Here is a 15,599-nt window from a genome sequence, read left to right as displayed (position 1 = left end):
GCCGCCACTTTGAACCTGCCTGGAACCGCCGTGGAACACGAAGACCGTTTTGTCGATATCGAAATCAAGCTGGGGCACATGGAAGACCTGGTCGATTCTTTGAACACGACCGTCTATCAGCAGGCGCGCCGCATCGACCAGCTGGAAGCCATGGTGAACAAGCTGGGCGAGCACCTGCGCACGCTGCGCGAGGCGGGACAGCAGAATCCGCCCAACGAGCGGCCGCCGCATTATTGATAACGGTGCCTGGGGTGCCGGTCCATTCACCTTTGACGCATCGTCAACCCGGCCTCGACCTGCTGCGCGCGCTCGCGATCGGCTGGGTCATGCTGTACCACGTGGCCAGCTACGGCGTCGCGCTGCCAGGCATCGTCCATCACGGCTGGATGGGCGTCGACCTGTTCTTCGTGTTGAGCGGTTACCTCATCGGCGCCCAAGTGCTGCGGCCCTACGCGGAAGGCAATCGACCGTCCTGGCGCTTTTTCCTGCTGCGCCGCGCCTTCCGCGTGTTGCCCGCCTACCTGGCGGTGCTCGCCCTCTACGCGATGCTGCCGACAGTGCGCGAAAGCGCCGGCCTGCGCCCGCTCTGGCAGTTCCTGACCTTTACCGTGAACCTGGTGCCCGACGCCGGCCGGCTCGCGTTCTCGCATGCGTGGTCGCTGTGCGTGGAAGAGCATTTCTACCTGCTGCTGCCGCCCGTCGTCTGGCTGCTGGGGCGCTATCCGGGCACGCGCCGCACCGCCGCCCTTGCGCTGGCGCTGCTGGTTGGCGGCATGCTGTTGCGTGGCTGGCTGTGGCAAGCCGAGGTTGAACCCTACCTTGGCGTGGCCGGCGAAAACGGCTTTTTTGTGCGCTACGTCTCCCTCATCTACAACCCGACCTGGGCCCGGCTCGATGGCTTGCTGGCCGGTGTGATGCTGGCGGCCGTGCAGGTGTTCCGGGGTAGCTGGTGGGAGAGGGCGACACGCTGGAGTCCGCTCTTCCTGGCCGCCGGCTTGGCCGGCCTGGCGCTGGCGATGCGCATCAAACTGGACAGCCATTTCGGGGCCATCGTCGTGTTTCCGCTGGTGGCGGCCAGCTTCGGCTGCCTCGTGCTTGCCGCTGCCACCGGGCGTAGCCGGTTCGGGCGCTTGCGGGTGCCTGGTGCGGCGTATCTCGCGGCCATCTCGTTCAGCCTGTACCTGACGCACAAGGCGACCTTTCACGTGGTGCGCGCGCAGTTCGGCGACGCCCTTGCGGGTGCAGGCCCGATGGCGCTGGCGGTGTACCTCGCCGCTTCGCTGGCGGTCGCCACGCTGCTTTACCTGGTGGTCGAACGGCCCTTCCTGCGCTTGCGCGACCGGCTGCTGCTGTCAGATGGGGTTGGTAGGGTGCGGTCGGGCCGCGCAGGCTCCGCCCACGCGGTCGTGCCGTAATGGGCCGCACAGGTGATCGGAAACGGTAAGCGTGCATCTCGGGCTTTGCCACCTGTTTCGACCTGCATGCGCCGAACCGCGTTGGCTCAAGAGCCCACCCTACGAATCCGACCAACGAGCGGCCGCCGCATTATTGATCAAGCTTACAATGGATGCATGAGCACTGAGCATGCATCGTTTCGCCAGATGGGCGGCGGCGCGCTGGACGCCGCCTTGCAGGACGCGCGCCGGCACACGCTGGCCCTGTTCGAGGCCCTGGCCGCTGCCGGCCACGACCGGGAGGCACGGGTGCCGCGCCTGGCCATCCTGAATCCGCCGCTATGGGAGCTGGGGCACGTCGCCTGGTTTGCCGAATGGTTTGTCCTGCGCGACGCCACCAGCAGCACGCCCTCGCTATTGAAGGATGGCGACCGCTGGTTCGACTCGAACACGGTGGCCCACGGCAGTCGCTGGGAGCTCGGCCTGCCGCCCCCGCACATCCTGACCCGCTATTGCCGCGAGGTGCTGGACGCGATCCGCGAGCGGCTCGCGAACGCGCCGCAGGACGACGCGGCCCTCTATCCTTTCCGCCTGGCGCTGGCGCACGAGGACATGCATGGCGAAGCCCTGCTGTATACCCTGCAGACGCTGGGCGCGGCGGCGCCCGCTTCGTTTCCTGTTTTGGGAAAACCGGCGCCTGTGGCCACCGGCGAGCTTGTCTTTACCGGCGGCGCTTTCCTGTGCGGCGGAGAAGCGAATGCCGGCTTCATGTTCGACAACGAAAGGCCACCGGCGCCGTGCCGGATCGACCCGTTCGCGATCGATGCAGCGCTGGTGTCGAACGCAGCCTACCTCGCCTTCATGGGCGACGGCGGTTACCGGCGCCCCGCATATTGGAGCGCGGCCGGGCAAGCATGGCTGAGGGAAAACGAACGCTTGGCGCCACGCTACTGGCAGCGCTACCTGGAGCACGACAGGGCAGGCGATGACTGGCATACCGTGCGCTTCGGCAGCCAGGCCGCACTCGATCCGGACGAGCCGGTACGCCACGTGAGCCTGTACGAGGCCGAAGCCTACTGCCGCTGGGCCGGAAGGCGCCTGCCGCGCGAAGACGAATGGGAAGTCGCGGCGGCATCAGGCCGCCCCGGCTTCGATTGGGGCCGGCTGTGGGAATGGACGGCCTCGCCCTTTTTGCCCCATGCCGGCTTCATCGCAGACCGCTACCGGGAATACTCGGCGCCGTCGTTCGGCACATGCCAGAGCCTGCGCGGAGCCTCGTTCGCGACGCCGATGCGCCTGCGCTCACCGCAGTTCCGTAATTTTTATGCCCCTGGGCGCGATGATATTTTCGTGGGCTTTCGTACCTGCTCCCTGTAAGCCCGTTTGTTCCTGGCCGAGCCGGCTCCCCAAGCGTTTGCCCAGACACAGCAAGGTCAGCGTCGGCGGCAAGCCCCACGGCTCCGGAATCACCGACGCATCGCACACGTACAGCCCCGGCGTTGTCGTCTGCAAATCCGCATCGACCCCGTTCCCGATCCGCACGCTCCCGCCCGGATGCGCCGCAAAATGCCAGGATTTAAAAATGTGATGCGCACCCGCCTCGCGCAGGATCGCCTTCGCCATCCCGACGCCGCGCGCCAGCTTCTGCCGGTCACTCGCCTGCAGCGATTTATCCGCCCAGCGCGGACCCACCTTGCCGCCGATCTCGTCGCGAATCTTGACCATCATGGATAAGGTGCGGCGGTGCGCGAACAGGCGGTCGACGCGGCCGACCTGCGCCGCAAAGGCCGCGTACATCGGCTGCGGCAAAGTCAAATCGGCCAGCGCGACGCCCTCGTCATGCAGGCTCAAACCCGCCGCCATCGGCACCTCGGCCCCGCCATCGATATCGTCCACGCTGCCCATCACCGCCACCACCGGATCGCTGAAGAAGGGAGCGTGGTGCGGCCCCAGGCCCGAGCTGTGCAGCAAGCGCGGGCTGCCCAGGCCACCGCCGGCCAGCACGACCAGCGGCGACGACACCGTATGCAGCTGACCGCCGACTTCCACCTCGACACCCGCTGCGCGCCCATCCTGCACCACGACCCGCAGCACCCGGGCGCGGTCGACCAGCTGCGCGCCAAGCCGGCAGGCCTCATCCAGAAAATCGCGCGCCGTCCACTTGGCGCCGAACGGACAACCGTAGACGCAGCGCCAGCAGCCGCTGCGGCAAGCCGCGGGCCGGATCATCTTGTCAAGTTTCTGCCAGTCGAGCGACAGGGCGCGCGCCGCTGCCATCATGCGCGCCGCCATCGGGCCGACCAGCGCATCGGGCAGGGGCGCCATCGGCAGTTCGGCGCGCAGTTGCGCCAGCGCCGGCGCCAAGTCGATGCCGTAGCGGTCGAACAGCGCCTGCGGCGGCGGGGCGGCGGTAGCGAAATTGATGGCCGAGCTGCCCCCGGCCGTGATGCCGGCCACCAGCAGCGAAGCGTCGCGATGGAGGAAGGCGCCCTTGCCCGGAACGGCGGCCATCGCCGCCATCTGCGTGACGGTGCCTGTTAACGGTTCGGCGCCGCCCTGTTCCAGCACGAGCACGCGCATGCCGCACTTGGCCAGCTCGCGCGCAGTGCTCGCGCCGCCCGGGCCGCTGCCGACGACGATGGCGTCATATGAAGGGCGGAAGGTGGGAAGCATGGAAGAAGGACGATTGGGAAATCGCGATGCTAACACGTACGCAATGCGCTGCCGGCTCGTTCCCAGGCGTTCGATAACATGAAAGCAGCGTCAACAAACAGTGATCAGACCGTTTTTAAAATTATTATAAAAACAAGTGTTCCGTTCGGAAACGCACCGATGGATGGGGAGTTCATCGGCAAGATAGATCTCATGGACGGGCGAGAGACACCAGGCCTTTCCCTAAACCGGCTCACCCTCACCAGAAAGTTAAATATGCTCTATACCATCGCTATCATCCTCGTCATCCTGTGGCTTCTCGGCATGGTCACCTCCTTCTCCGCAGGTGGACTGATCCACATCCTGTTGGTCGTCGCCGTCGTGGTCATTCTGATCCGCGTCATCAGTGGGCGCAAAGTTCTTTAGTCGTCACATCACTCCAGATGCCGAGTCTGGAGACCGGGCAGTCCTGGCAAATCTGACGCTTCCACAGGCTGCGTCCGGGTTCCGAAGCCAGGCTGCCCCGCGCTAGGCACGTGTGTCTTGCAATCCCGGACAGCGAGCCTTTAAAGGCGCCATTGAAGTCGCGCACGTCGGCTCCATGTGGGCATATTCTTCCGCGCAAACGTTTTTTCCCTGGCGCCAGCCTCTCATTGCCGCTCATCCCGAAGAACACCGTCGCCCGTGCATCTCGTTGAGGCGCCGCATATCCCTGCTCACGGCCCCACAAAATTTCCCTTGCGCCGTGCACGGTCGGGCCGCTGCCAACGAGAAGGAAAGGGGAGTATATTTCCCGACATCCACGTGTTTACGACAGAAAAATATGGCTTCCCAAACCAAGTCGGGTACAAGCGCAAAACATATTCCGGTGAACGATGAAAAATCCAGCACAAGCACGTGAAGCGCATCAGGCGTGTCTCGTTGTGCTGGACCCCTCATGGCTGGGAAGCGTGCACGGCGACACCGGTAATGTGGATGCACTACAGGGCAGTCCATGATCAAAAAAATAGGCTTGATGTGTAGCGTGTTGTCGTGCGCTGCGCATGTCAGCGCGAGCGAAGGCATAGGGCAAACGGAATGTGTATGGGTCGACGATGCACGAATTGTCTCTCGCAACACCCCGGCAATGCGGCAGTTCGGGAGCGCTAACCGCGGCCATCAAATCGGCCCGGGTAGACATGCGGTCATCGCAATTCGCCGCTTTGATGGCGCGCAACTACCACCGGATGCGCAAATTTTCGTGAAGACGACGATCGAGCTGACCGAACTGCCACCGGATATGAAGCTTGGCAGGGAATACAAGCTGCCCGTCATCGATAGTTTCCACTCGGAGGGAAACTCCGGATTTGTGACGAAGGGGGAGTATCACTGGACTGTACGTCCAGTGCAGAGCGTTCGCATCCGAAGAGACAAAGATGGACTCAGGCTCCATTATTCTCAAGATGCCATAGGAGAACATGGAGCCACGAAGCAGAAAAGAGATTTGGTTTTGAAAGCCGACTGCACCCTTCGAAAAACCCGGATAGAGGACTTAAGCCTTTGGCATGGCCATCCAGGAACGAATGTCCAGTCTTTCTACCCGCCTTCGCCTGATTTGATGTAATCACATCATCTGAAGACTGTGCTGAAACGACATGAAAACGACATGCCCATGAAACGCTTCCTGACTCCGCAGGAGAAAAAAGTTTTGCGCTACGAAAAGGACCGGCGAAATACTGTCGCAGAGTCCCGTTCCCTGAGCCGAAAGGCCATCGCAACCAGGAAGACATTGGCAAGCAGATCGCTGCGGCATGCGCAAAACGTCGCCACCGCCAGATCGGCTGTCGTTCTTGACGAGGCAGACCCGGTAGTCCGGAAAACGGGAAAGAATTCCTGGCAAAAGATTCCCGACGCTCCGTTAGCCGATTATGTCGGCAGGACATTGAAGTTCCGTTCTTTGAAAGGGATGAACGCACCCCAGCAGATGTCTGTTCTGCTGCGAAAAGCGCGTCGCAATCTCGTTCCGAGACCAAAGCGTTTCAAAGGACCACTACAAAACGACATGGAATGACCCGACGACGAGAGTCGTGTCATTCCGCCCGCTTCGGGTCGGACGCAGGCGGTTGACACTGCAACACCTCATTTCTTCGACGGCAGCACCGATCGCAAGCCATGCGTGACGACGAACGGAAACACGCTCGCATGGTCTTCGTCCGCGAACACTTTGACTTGCGTGCGCAGGCCGGGGTAGCGGTGCGCCTTCAAGGCGCCGTCGAAGTCGAGCAGGTCGGCCACCATGTCGGCATCGTTTTCCGCGCGCGAGCGTTTCTTGCCGGGCGCCAGCGTCTCCAGGCTGCCGATCCCGAAGAACACCGTCGCCTGCAAGTCGCGGTGACGCTCGGCATAGGCCTGCTCGCGCGCGAACATCACGCCCGCGTCGTACCACAGCGAGGGACTGCCGAGGATGTAGTGCTCGAACATGCGCGGTTCGGTGAGCAGGATTTGCAGGCCGAGCAGGCTGCCGTAGGAGTGCCCTACAAAAAACTTGCGCTTCATGTCGGCGCGGTAGTGCTTTGCGATCAGGGGCAGCACGTCTTCGGCAAGGAAGCGTGCGTAAGCAGGTGCCTCGCCGAGGGCGATGGCACGGCCCGGCATGTCCGAGCGCCAGTCGTGCTTGCGCGGCACCGTCGGGGTGTAGTCGCGGCGGCGGCTGAACACGCCGGTATCTCCTTTCGCATACGACAGGCCGACCACGATCGTCTCTTCCATGCCGGCATGCCTGGTCAGGCGACTGGCAATGCTGCGCACGATCGGGAAGGCGTAGTTGGCGTCGGTGACGAACACCACCGGATAGCGGCGCGTGGTGTCACGGTAGGAGTCGGGCAGGGCGACGTAGACCTGGTAGTCGCGCTTCAGGGCTGGCGCGCGGACCTCGCGCACTTCGGTATTGTCGAGAACGAAGGGTTGGGCGGCGGGCGCCGGGGCAGAGGCCGTCTGGGCGGAAGCTGCGCCGACAGCGCACAGCAGGGCAATGGCGAAGCAGAGCTTGTTCAAATGGTGACTCCGTTGGCGTGGCGGTGGATGTGCAAGCAGCCCGATTATAGCTTTCCAATCTGCAATCTGTTAATTTCGCGTTACTACCATTCCGCTACCAAAGATAAGGATTCCTGCCGTGCTCCGCTCCCTGCTCCTGCTTGTCCTGCCATGGTTGGCGCCCTGCGCCCTTGCTGCCGAACTGAGCGGCAAGATCCACAGCCCGACTGGCGCCCTGCCAGCCGAGATCGAGGTGCTGGCAGACCGGGCCGACAAGCTGCCGACGATCGCCGGCACGGTCGACAACGGCCGCTACCGCATTACCTTGCCGGACACCGGTCTCTACCGCCTGCGCCTGGTGGCGAAAGAATGGGAGGCCGCGCCGAAATACATCCCCGATCCAACAAAGCCCGGCGCACTCGACTTCCTGCTCTATCCGGCCCGCGTGCCAGAGCCGGCCCTGGCGCAGGAACTGATCCGCATGGGCGAGCTCGACCAGGAAAAGCGAACCAACATGCCGGCCGCCCCGGACAAGGCATTCTGGAAACAGCTCGAGGTGGAAGACCGCGTGCGCGAAGCGCGCCTGGGGCGCATCATCGAAGAGAAGGGCTGGCCCCTGATCTCGCAGGTCGGTCCCAAGGCGGCCAATAGCGCGTGGCTGGTCGCGCAGCATGGCACGCCCGCCTTTTTGAAGCGTTGCCTGGTCCTGATGCGGGCAGCGGCCGACAAAAACGAGATGGACCTGGGCAATCTCGCCCTGTCGATCGACCGGGTCCTCACCAATGACGGGAAAAAGCAACTCTACGGTAGTCAGTTCCGAAGGGCCGAAGACGGCCGCATGGTTGCGTTCCCGATCGAGGACATGGCGCAGCTCGACGAGCGCCGCGCCACCATGGGGCTGGGGCCGTTTGAGGAATATCGCAAAGCCATGGAAAACTAGCGGCGAGGCGAGCAACAGCGCGGGCGGGAGAGAGGCAGGTGCGCCTGTCTATACAAGTTTGTATGCGATTGTTTCCGGCGTGCCGACGCGGCAATAAGCCTGATATCATCTGGCGCGCACCTGTCGGCGGCGATCCCGCGGGCAGCCCTTTCGAGTTCATGAGAGAGACCATGAAACGTCCACAAATGCTCATCATCGCAGCCAGCCTGGCATTCGCCGGGACCGCTTTGGCAGCACCCGCCGCGGCACCTACCGGCGCCGGCACGGTGCTCGACGCATCGAATCCCTTCGCCAAACCGAGCACCTTGCCGCTCAACTACCCGGCCTTCGACAAGATCAAGGACGAGCACTTCCTGCCCGCCTACGCGGCCGGCATGCGCGAAGAACTGCGCGAAGCGGCGACCATTGCCAACAATCCGAAGGCGCCGACCTTCGAGAACACCATCGTGGCGATGGAGCGTTCGGGCCAGATGCTAGCGCGCGTGGCTGCCGTGTTCTCGAACCTGCAGACGGCGAACACGAATGACCGCCTGGATGCGATCGACCGCGAAATGTCGCCCAAGCTGGCGGCGCACAACGACGCGATCTTCCTGAACCCGAAACTGTTCAAGCGCGTCGAAACGCTGCACGCCAAGCGCGATACGCTCGGCCTGGACGCGGAATCGAAGTATCTGCTCGAGCGCTACTACAAGGATTTCGTGCGCGCCGGCGCCAAGTTATCGAACGCCGACAAGGAAAAGCTGAAACGCTACAACGGCCAGATCGCCTCGCTGCAGTCGGACTTCTCGCAGCGCGTGCTGAAGGAAGCGAACGCCTCGGCGCTGGTCGTGAACACCCGCGCCGAGCTGGCCGGCCTGTCGGATGCGGAGCTCACCGCCGCCGCCGCGGAAGCCAAGAAGCGCGGCATGGACGGCAAGTACGTCCTGACGCTCGCCAACACCACTATCCAGCCGCCCTTGGCGAGCCTGACGAATCGCGCCGTGCGCGAGCGCCTGCAGGCGGCATCCATGAACCGCGGCAGCCGCGGCGGCGAATTCGACACGCGCGAGCTGGTGTTAAAACTGGCGAAGCTGCGCGCCGAACGCGCCGTCCTGCTCGGCTACCCGAACTACGCGGCCTATTCGCAGGAACTGGAAACGGCGAAGAACCCGGCCGCCGTGAATAAACTGCTGGCGGAACTGGCCAAGCCGGCGATCGGCAACGCGAAGAAGGAAGCGGCCGCGATGCAGCGCATCGTCGACGCCCAGAAGGGGGGCTTCCAGATCGCCGCCCACGACTGGGCCTTTTATAGCGACAAGGTGCGCGCCGCCCAGTACAACTTCGACGAAAACCAGCTGCGCCCCTATTTCGAGTTGAACAACGTGCTGGTGAACGGCGTGTTCTTCGCGGCGACGAAGGAATACGGCATCACCTTCAAGGAACGCAAGGATTTGCCGGTGTACGATCCGGACGTGCGCGTGTTCGACGTGATCGACGCCGGCGGCAAGCCGCTGGCGATCTTCCTGTTCGACCCCTACGCACGCGGCAACAAGCAGGGCGGCGCATGGATGAACGAATACGTGTCGCAGTCGCACCTGCTGGGCCGCCTCCCGGTCGTGGGCAACCACCAGAACATCCCGAAGCCCGCCGCGGGCGAGCCGGCCCTGCTGACCTATGACGAAGTGCGCACCATGTTCCACGAATTCGGCCACGCGCTGCATGGCATGTTCTCGAACGTGAAATACCCGTACTTCTCGGGGACGAACGTGCCGCGCGATTTCGTCGAGTATCCGTCGCAGGTCAACGAGATGTGGGCGATCTGGCCGGAAGTGCTGGCCAATTACGCCAAGCACCACAAGACCGGTGCGCCGATGCCGAAGGAGCTGCTCGACAAGGTCGTCGCTTCCAAAAAATTCAACCAGGGCTTCATGACGAGCGAATACCTGGCCGCCTCGCTGATCGACCAGCGCTGGCACCAGCTGACGCCGGCGCAGGTCCCGACCGACGTGCTGGCCTTCGAGGCCAAGGCGCTGAAGGAAGCCGGCGTCGACTTCGCGCCGGTGCCGCCGCGCTACCGCACGACGTATTTTTCGCACTCGATGAACGGCGGTTACTCGGCCGGCTACTATGCCTACCTGTGGAGCGAAAAGCTCGACGCCGACACGGTCCAGTGGTTCGAGCAGAACGGCGGCCTGTCGCGCAAGAACGGCGACCATTTCCGCAAGACCCTGCTGTCGCGCGGCGGTACCGCCGAGGCGATGGACCTGTTCCGCAATTTCCGCGGACGCGATCCGGTCATCGAGCCGCTGCTCGAGCGCCGGGGGCTTACTGGCAACTGATCGGGGAACTGATCCGTCAGCCGCATTCACATTTTCACCGCAAAGACCTGCGCCGCCGCTACCCGCGGTGGCGCATGAATTTTTGCATTTTAATAGCAACAACATCGATAGAGACTCCATGAATCGTCCTCAAATGCTGCTGATCGCAGCCAGTGTCGCCGTCGCCAACCTGGCCTACGCCCAACCGGCGTCGCTCCTCGAAGCGTCGAACCCGTTCGCCAAGCCAAGCACCCTGCAATACGGCTACCCGGCCTTCGACAAGATCAAGAACGAACACTTCGCGCCGGCGTTCGCCGAAGGCATGCGCCAGGAAGCCGCCGAAGTCGAGGCGATCGCCAACAACAAGGCCGCGCCGACGTTTGAAAACACGATCGTTGCGATGGAGCGTTCGGGCCAGCTGCTCAACCGCGTGCAGGCCGTGTTCGGTACCCTGATCGGTTCCTACACCAACGACACCCTGCAGGCCCTGGACAAGGAACTGTCGCCGAAGCTGGCTGCGCACAACGACGCGATCCGCCTGAACCCGAAACTGTACGCGCGCATCAAGGCCCTGTACGACAAGCGCAACAAGCTGAACCTGGACGCCGAATCGACATTCCTGATCGAGCGCTACAACAAGGACTTCGTGCGCGCCGGCGCCAAGCTGTCCGCCGCCGACAAGGAAAAGCTGAGGGCCTATAACACCCAGCTCGCTACCCTGCAGACCGCGTTCAGCCAGAACGTGCTGAAAGAAGTCAACGCGTCGGCCTTCGTCGTCGACACCCGCGCCGAGCTGGCCGGCCTGCCGGAAAAAGCGATCGAAGCGGCTGCCGTCGAAGCGAAGAAGCGCGGCCTGGAAGGCAAGTTCGTGATCCCGGTCGTGAACACCACCCAGCAGGCGCCATTGTCGGTGCTGTCCAACCGCGCCACCCGCGAAAAGCTGCTGAACATCTCGATGATCCGCGGTTCGCGCGGCGGCGAGTTCGACAACCGCGACACCGTGCTGAAGCTGGCGAAGCTGCGCGCCGAGCGCGCCGAGCTGCTGGGCTACGAAAGCCACGCCGCCTACTCGCTGGAAGACCAGACCGCAAAGAACACGCAAGCCGTCAACAAGCTCCTGTCCGACCTGACCGTGCCGGCCGTGCGCAACGTGAACAAGGAAGCGGCCGAGATCCAGGCCGTGATCGATGCCGAAAAAGGTGGCTTCAAGGTCGCCGCCCAGGACTGGAACTACTACAGCGACAAGGTGCGCGCCGCCAAGTATTCGTTCGACGCCAACCAGTTGAAACCTTACTTTGAACTCAACAACGTCCTGAACGGCACCTTCTTCGCCGCCAAGGAGCTGTGGGGCATCACCTTCAAGGAGCGCAAGGACCTGCCGGTGTACGACCCGGACGTGCGCGTCTTCGACGTGTTCGAAGCGGACGGCAAGCACCTGGCCATCTTCACTTTCGACCCGTACGCCCGCCCGAACAAGCGCGGCGGCGCCTGGATGGGGGCCCTGGTCAGCCAGAGCAAACTGCTGGGCCACAAGCCGGTCATCACCAACAACCTGAACCTGGCCAAGCCGGCCGCGGGCGAGCCGACCCTGCTGACCTGGGACGAAGTGCGCACCACCTTCCACGAATTCGGCCACGCCACCCACGGCTGGTTCTCGGACGTGAAATACCCGCGCTTCTCGGGTACCAGCGTGCCGCGCGACTACGTGGAACTGCCGTCGCAGGTGTACGAGATGTGGATGGCCTGGCCTGAAGTGCTGGCCAACTACGCCCGCCACTACCAGACCGGCGCGCCGATGCCGAAGGAACTGCTGGACAAGCTGCGCGCCTCGCAGCGCTTCAACGAAGGCTACCGCACGACCGAATACCTGGCCGCTGCCGCCCTCGACCAGAAGTGGCACCAGCTCGGCTCGAAGGCGATTCCAACCGACGTGAAAGCCTTCGAAGCGCAGGCCTTAAAAGATGCCGGCCTGAACGTCGGCCCGGTGCCGCCGCGCTACAGCTCGACCTACTTCTCGCACGCGTTCTCGGGCGGTTACTCGGCCGGCTACTACAGCTACCTGTGGGCCGAGCGCCTCGACGCCGACGCCGGCGAGTGGTTCAAGGAAAACGGTGGCCTGAACCGCAAGGCCGGCGACCGCTTCCGCAAGATGGTGCTGTCGAAAGGCGGCACCATGGACGCGACCGAGATGTACCGCTCGTTCCGCGGCCGCGATCCGGTGATCGAGCCGCTGCTGGAACGCCGCGGCCTGACCGCTAACTGATTGACGTTTTAATGCGCGGGCCTGGAACACCAGGTCCGCGTTTTTACTTGCATACACACTAAAGAGACATCATGAACCGTTCTCACATCCTGCTGGCCGCTGTCAGCCTGGCCGTCGCCAGCCTGGCCTCTGCCCAGACCGCCGCGCCTGCCGCCCCAGCCACGCAGTCCCAGCCGGCCACGCCGTTCGACGCGTCGAACCCGTTCGCCAAACAGAGCACGCTGCCGTTCAACTACCCGGCCTTCGACAAGGTCAAGAATGAACACTTCGCGCCGGCGTTCATGGAAGGCATGCGCCAGGAGGCTGCGGAGATCGAAGCGATCGCGAACAACAAGGCGGCGCCCACCTTTGAAAACACCATCGTCGCCATGGAGCGTTCGGGCCAGATGCTCAACCGCGTGGGCGCCGTCTTCGGCACCCTGCAGGGTTCGTACACCAACGACACCCTGCAGGCCCTCGCCAAGGACCTGGCGCCGAAGCAGGCCGCCCACAACGATGCGATCCGCCTGAACCCGAAACTGTACGCGCGCATCAAGGCGCTGTACGACAAGCGCGACAAGCTGAAACTCGACGCCGAATCAAAATACCTGATCGAGCGCTACCACACCGACTTCGTGCGCGCCGGCGCCAAGCTGTCGAACGCCGACAAGGAAAAGCTGAAGGCCTACAACAGCCGGCTGGCCGCGCTGCAAACGCAGTTCGCGCAGAACGTGCTGAAGGAATCGAACGCGTCGGCGCTGGTCGTGGACACCCGGCTTGAGCTGGCCGGCATGTCGGAAAAACAGATCGATGCCGCCGCCGCAGAAGCAAAGAAGCGCGGCCTGGACGGCAAATTCGTGATCCCGGTTGTGAACACCACCCAGCAGGCTGGCCTGTCGGTACTGACCAACCGTGCCACCCGCGAAAAGCTGCTGGCGGCCTCGATGGCGCGCGGATCGCGCGGCGGCGAATTCGACAACCGCGATGAAGTGCTGCAGATCGCCAGACTGCGCGCCGAGCGCGCCGTGCTGCTGGGTTATCCGAACTACGCCGCCTACAACCTGGAAGAACAGACCGCAAAGACCACCGGCGCCGTCAACAGCCTGTTGGCCGAATTCGCCAAGCCGGCCGTGAACAACGCCCGACGCGAAGCAGCCGAGATCCAGAAAGCGATCGATGCCGAGAAGGGCGGCTTCCAGGCCGCCGCCCACGACTGGGCCTTCTACAGCGACAAGGTGCGCGCCCAGCGCTACGCCTTCGACGGCGCGCAACTGCGTCCTTACTTCGAGCTGAACCGCGTGCTGGTGGACGGCGTTTTCTTCGCCGCCACCAAGGAATTCGGCATCACCTTCAAGGAACGGAAGGACTTACCTACTTACAACGAAGACGTGCGCGTGTTCGACGTGTTCGAGGCCGACGGCAAGCAGCTGGCGATCTTCACCTTCGACCCGTATGCGCGCTCGAACAAGCGCGGCGGCGCCTGGGCCAATGCCTGGGTCCCGCAGAGCAAGCTGATGGGCACGAAGCCGGTCATCGCGAACAACCTGAATGTGCCCAAGCCAGCTGCTGGCGAGCCCACCCTGCTGACCTACGACGAAGTGCGCACCACCTTCCACGAGTTCGGCCACGCGCTGCATAGCATGTTCTCGGAGGTGAAATACCCGCGCTTGTCGCGCGTACCGCGCGACTACGTCGAGTTCCCGTCGCAGGTCAACGAGATGTGGATGACCTGGCCGGAGGTGCTGGCCAATTATGCGAAGCATTACCAGACCGGCGCCCCGATGCCGAAGGAATTGCTCGACAAGGTGCAGGCTTCGCAACAGTTCAACGAAGGTTTCCGCACCACCGAGTACCTGGCGGCCTCGCTGCTGGACCAGGCATGGCACCAGTTGTCCCCGAACCAGATCCCGACCGACGTGCTGGCCTTCGAGGCTGATGCGCTGAAAAAGGCGGGCGTGGATCTGGCGCTGGTGCCGCCGCGCTACCGCACGACGTATTTCTCGCACACGTTCTCGGGCGGCTACTCGGCCGGTTACTACGGCTACCTGTGGGCCGAAAAACTGGATGCCGACACTGTCAACTGGTTCAAGGAAAACGGCGGCCTGACCCGCAAGAACGGCGACCACTTCCGCAAGACCCTGCTCTCGCGCGGCGGCACGCTCGATGCGATGCAGATGTACCGCAATTTCAGCGGGCGCAATGCGCAGGTGCAGCCGCTGCTGGAGCGTCGTGGGTTGACGGGGCAGTAATTTTTCGCGAATGAACAGGTGCTGTACCGCGTGGGCTCTTGAGCCCACGCGGTTTTCCGTGTCCACGCACACCCCACGATCCAGTGTATAAACTGCACCTGATCCAACTCCAAAACAAAACCAAGCGATGAGTGCTCAATCCCTCGAAGGTATTACTTTAGAATCCCTGTTAACCCGCCTCGTCGAGCACTACGGCTGGGAAGGACTCGGCCGGCGGATCGACATTAATTGTTTCCAGAAAGACCCGAGCATCAAGTCGAGCCTGAAGTTTTTGCGCCGCACCCCGTGGGCGCGCGAGCAGGTCGAGAAGCTGTACCTCGACACCCGCTTCACGAACCAGAGCGATTAATTAAGTGAGAGACGACATGCTGAACGAGAACGATTCGAATCTGAAGGCGCACCTCAAGACCCTGCACCGCAGCCTGGCCGAAACGGAGGAGGTCGACGAGGAACTGCAGATGCTGCTGCGCCAGCTCGACGGCGACATCAAGCACGTGCTAGATCGCCGTGCGGAGGCCGACCTCGATGCCAACACCTATGGCCTTGCCTCGCGTACCCAGGAACTGAGCGCCCGTTTCGATTCGCGTCACCCGAACGTGTCGGCCGCTTTGCGCCAGCTAGGCAACATCCTCGCGAGCATGGGCATCTAAGCATGGCAGCTCATCCACAAGTCATTGAAATGTAAGCAATTTTTCAGGCGGGGAGCAGCGGTCAATACCGATTTCCGGTAGAATATCGGCCAATGACCCCAGCCAATCTCTTCGCGAGCGTTCCAAAACGCTCCAGCCGCGCACCTGCCGCGCCCTTCCTCCC

Annotated in this window: 14 protein-coding genes; 12 read left to right on the top strand and 2 right to left on the bottom strand. The window is 63.2% G+C overall.

Annotated elements, in window-relative coordinates; all coding sequences use genetic code 11:
• The first annotated feature begins 30 nt into the window (after window positions 1-30).
• The 3 genes from ACFPN5_RS08610 to senA all read left to right on the top strand — a co-directional run bounded on the left by ACFPN5_RS08610 (window position 31) and on the right by senA (window position 2,771).
• Entirely contained in the window at window positions 31-237 is a 207-nt protein-coding gene (locus ACFPN5_RS08610; RefSeq protein WP_379782141.1) for a SlyX family protein, read from the top strand.
• Window positions 238-269: 32 nt separating this feature from the next.
• Window positions 270-1,415 carry an acyltransferase family protein gene (locus ACFPN5_RS08605; RefSeq protein WP_379782139.1) on the top strand — a complete coding sequence of 382 codons (1,146 nt, stop codon included), beginning with the start codon at window positions 270-272 and terminating at the stop codon, window positions 1,413-1,415.
• A 156-nt stretch (window positions 1,416-1,571) separates the two neighbouring features.
• Entirely contained in the window at window positions 1,572-2,771 is a 1,200-nt protein-coding gene (senA, locus tag ACFPN5_RS08600; RefSeq protein ID WP_379782137.1) for a selenoneine synthase SenA, read from the top strand.
• Here the strand turns inward: senA and ACFPN5_RS08595 are convergent.
• On the bottom strand, window positions 2,697-4,067 hold the full coding sequence (locus ACFPN5_RS08595; protein ID WP_379782135.1) for an FAD-dependent oxidoreductase: 1,371 nt from the start codon (window positions 4,065-4,067) through the stop codon (window positions 2,697-2,699). The two genes, senA and ACFPN5_RS08595, sit on opposite strands and share 75 nt — an antisense overlap.
• 255 nt (window positions 4,068-4,322) lie before the next feature.
• Between ACFPN5_RS08595 and ACFPN5_RS08590 the strand changes: the two genes are divergently transcribed.
• The 3 genes from ACFPN5_RS08590 to ACFPN5_RS08580 all read left to right on the top strand — a co-directional run bounded on the left by ACFPN5_RS08590 (window position 4,323) and on the right by ACFPN5_RS08580 (window position 6,096).
• Window positions 4,323-4,472, top strand: coding sequence for a lmo0937 family membrane protein (locus ACFPN5_RS08590; protein WP_379783101.1), 150 nt, complete (start codon window positions 4,323-4,325; stop codon window positions 4,470-4,472).
• Window positions 4,473-5,040: 568 nt separating this feature from the next.
• Window positions 5,041-5,649, top strand: coding sequence for a hypothetical protein (locus ACFPN5_RS08585; protein WP_379782133.1), 609 nt, complete (start codon window positions 5,041-5,043; stop codon window positions 5,647-5,649).
• Window positions 5,650-5,697: 48 nt separating this feature from the next.
• Window positions 5,698-6,096, top strand: coding sequence for a hypothetical protein (locus ACFPN5_RS08580; protein WP_379782131.1), 399 nt, complete (start codon window positions 5,698-5,700; stop codon window positions 6,094-6,096).
• Between the two features lie 68 nt (window positions 6,097-6,164).
• On the opposite strand, the gene ACFPN5_RS08575 is transcribed toward ACFPN5_RS08580, so the two are convergent.
• Window positions 6,165-7,079 carry an alpha/beta hydrolase gene (locus ACFPN5_RS08575; RefSeq protein WP_379782129.1) on the bottom strand — a complete coding sequence of 305 codons (915 nt, stop codon included), beginning with the start codon at window positions 7,077-7,079 and terminating at the stop codon, window positions 6,165-6,167.
• Between the two features lie 118 nt (window positions 7,080-7,197).
• Here ACFPN5_RS08575 and ACFPN5_RS08570 point away from each other — a divergent pair, with 118 nt between their 5' ends.
• The 6 genes from ACFPN5_RS08570 to ACFPN5_RS08545 all read left to right on the top strand — a co-directional run bounded on the left by ACFPN5_RS08570 (window position 7,198) and on the right by ACFPN5_RS08545 (window position 15,436).
• Entirely contained in the window at window positions 7,198-7,998 is an 801-nt protein-coding gene (locus ACFPN5_RS08570) for a DUF6624 domain-containing protein (RefSeq protein WP_379782127.1), read from the top strand.
• Window positions 7,999-8,168: 170 nt separating this feature from the next.
• Window positions 8,169-10,316: a M3 family metallopeptidase gene (locus tag ACFPN5_RS08565; RefSeq protein ID WP_379782125.1), complete on the top strand. Its 2,148-nt coding sequence runs from the start codon at window positions 8,169-8,171 to the stop codon at window positions 10,314-10,316.
• A 118-nt stretch (window positions 10,317-10,434) separates the two neighbouring features.
• A complete protein-coding gene (locus tag ACFPN5_RS08560; RefSeq protein ID WP_379782123.1) occupies window positions 10,435-12,558 on the top strand; it encodes a M3 family metallopeptidase in 2,124 nt (707 codons plus the stop codon).
• A gap of 71 nt (window positions 12,559-12,629) precedes the next feature.
• Window positions 12,630-14,786 (top strand): M3 family metallopeptidase, encoded by a 2,157-nt coding sequence (locus tag ACFPN5_RS08555; protein ID WP_379782121.1) that lies wholly within the window; start codon window positions 12,630-12,632, stop codon window positions 14,784-14,786.
• Window positions 14,787-14,913: 127 nt separating this feature from the next.
• Window positions 14,914-15,135 carry a VF530 family protein gene (locus tag ACFPN5_RS08550; protein ID WP_379782119.1) on the top strand — a complete coding sequence of 74 codons (222 nt, stop codon included), beginning with the start codon at window positions 14,914-14,916 and terminating at the stop codon, window positions 15,133-15,135.
• A gap of 16 nt (window positions 15,136-15,151) precedes the next feature.
• Window positions 15,152-15,436 (top strand): DUF4404 family protein, encoded by a 285-nt coding sequence (locus tag ACFPN5_RS08545; protein ID WP_379782117.1) that lies wholly within the window; start codon window positions 15,152-15,154, stop codon window positions 15,434-15,436.
• Window positions 15,437-15,599: the final 163 nt, after the last annotated feature.

The sequence above is a fragment of the Massilia niabensis genome (assembly GCF_042655085.1).
GTDB classification, from domain to species: domain Bacteria; phylum Pseudomonadota; class Gammaproteobacteria; order Burkholderiales; family Burkholderiaceae_D; genus Telluria; species Telluria niabensis.
This window is presented reverse-complemented; position numbering and strand designations above follow the sequence as displayed.